Raw genomic sequence first — 1900 nt, forward strand, 5'->3', positions numbered from 1 at the left:
TAGGGCGTCCAAAAATGGCCTCTGAGGGCCGGTTTTAGTGCTCGGGATTTGGCCCCAGAAGTAGTGGACAGGTTGTGTCCACAGTAGTACGATAACCTGGATTCTATCATCCATAATCCAGGGGGTACGTACAATGATGAAAATACACATCCTCAGTGGCAGCGGCGGCGCATCTCGGTGGGCGGGTGCGCTATGAGTCCGGAGACCAGATACAAAAGGAGCCGGGATAACTGGAAACAGAAAGCCGCGTCCAGAGCTGAGAAGAACCGCTACCAGAGCAAAGAGCTGACCCGGGTCAAGGCGGAGCGTGACAAGTTCAAAAAAGAGCTCAAGGAGAACCGGGCTCGCATGCACCAACTGGAGAGCCAAGAGCGGGTGGTTGTCATCCAGAGCAAGGTGGATGTGGTCTTCTTGGCCCTGCAGCTGTTTGTGGTGGCTCGCATCGGGTTCCGGGCCGTGAGCCGGGTGTTGGGCATAGTGATGGGAGCCCTGGGTTTAAAAAAAAGTCCCTTGTCCACAGACCATCATCAACTGGGCGACCAGGCTCTCTCTGGTACGGATCCAGTCCGCCCCGATGCTGCAGGGGCTTCCGATGGCGAAGGCACCGTTTTGTAACGGACTTATCTGGATGATCGACATGAGCATTGGTTTGGGAACGGGTAAAATTTTGACTGTCCTGGCTCTCAACGCTCATCACCATCAACTCAGCCCAGATGCTCCCGGGCTTCAAGATGTCCATTGCATGGCGGTATCAGTGGCCGATTCCTGGACGGGTGATTCCATTGCGGCTTTTCTTGAGCGCCTCATCGCCTCAGCGGGACGCCCGGCTGCTTACCTCAAGGACGGAGGCACCGATTTGCAGAAAGCCATCCGCCTACTCGATGAGCAAGGGCTGGCAAGCCCCTGCATTGACGACATTTCCCATGTCATTGCCAATCTACTCAAGTGGTGGTATCAGGATCATCCGCTCTTCGAAACCTTCCTCTCTGCCTGTGGCCGGGTCTCGGGCAAGCTCAAGCAGACGGTGCTCGCGTGCCTCGCTCCCCCGAAGGTGCAGACCAAAGCGCGCTTTATGAATGTGCACCGCCTTATCAGATGGGCAGAACAACTGCTCAGACTCTCTCCCGTCGGAGGTGCACGGAAGGGCTCCACCCTCTCAAAGCTGCGAGCGTGTCTGGACCGGCTGCCCTCATGCAGGGCTTTCATCAAGCGATTCCGAGACGATGCCGTGCCACTGCTCGAGTGCCAGAAGATTCTCAAGGCTCAAGGGCTAAGTCACTCCACGATAGCCCGGTGTGAGCCATTTATCCAGGCCATCGGCTCGAGCCCTGTTCGCGGTAAGTTCGTCGCCTATCTGCAAAACCAACTCCAAATCGCTGCCGAGCTTGGCCTGGATCATATCGGTCTGCCGGTAAGCTCCGATCAGATCGAATCGCTCTTCGGACTGGGAAAACTTCACGGCACGGGCGAGATCAAGGATGCCAATCGTATCGCCCTTCGCCTGCCCGCCCTGTGCGGCACCCCCACCCTGGTCGAAGCGGAGCAGGTGACCAAGATCAGCGTTGCCGAAGAGCAGCAGATCACTGGCCGCTTCACCTCTTTGGTCAAACAAAGACGAGAGGTGCTCCCACATCCTGACCGTCTCGAGAGCTTGAGCACGGAGCAGACAGGGACTCACCTCGAGCTCATTCCCAGCACCAAAAACCGGGAAAATAATGGAGAAATCCTTCTTCTTCCAATACATTACGAGGAAACCCATGACCTCCAGCTACACTGTCAAACAGGGCACGGCCAGGCGCAAAATGCCCTCGCATGAACCGTTTTAGAATGGCAGGAGCATTGCTTCCCAGTGCTGGAGTCAAATACCGGTCAACGGGCGTTCGCCAATTTGGACGCCCTA

Annotated in this window: 2 protein-coding genes; both read left to right on the forward strand. The window is 56.5% G+C overall.

All coding sequences use genetic code 11. From position 1 onward, the window contains the following. The first annotated feature begins 192 nt into the window (after nucleotides 1-192). The gene (locus MWC30_RS21530; protein WP_244086259.1) at nucleotides 193-615 is read left to right on the forward strand and encodes a hypothetical protein; all 423 of its coding nucleotides are present in this window, start codon (nucleotides 193-195) and stop codon (nucleotides 613-615) included. Continuing rightward, the gene (locus MWC30_RS21535) at nucleotides 593-1816 is read left to right on the forward strand and encodes a hypothetical protein (RefSeq protein WP_244086260.1); all 1224 of its coding nucleotides are present in this window, start codon (nucleotides 593-595) and stop codon (nucleotides 1814-1816) included. Before MWC30_RS21530 ends, MWC30_RS21535 begins: the two co-directional genes overlap by 23 nt. Nucleotides 1817-1900 lie beyond the last annotated feature (84 nt).

Origin of the sequence: Desulforhabdus sp. TSK, assembly GCF_022836495.1 — a bacterium.
In the GTDB taxonomy this organism is placed as follows: domain Bacteria; phylum Desulfobacterota; class Syntrophobacteria; order Syntrophobacterales; family Syntrophobacteraceae; genus Desulforhabdus.

Coding starts and splice junctions, on each gene's coding strand:
- MWC30_RS21535 (WP_244086260.1), top strand. CDS start 593: ATGGCGAAGGCACCGTTTTGTAACGGACTTATCTGGATGATCGACATG.
- MWC30_RS21530 (WP_244086259.1), top strand. CDS start 193: ATGAGTCCGGAGACCAGATACAAAAGGAGCCGGGATAACTGGAAACAG.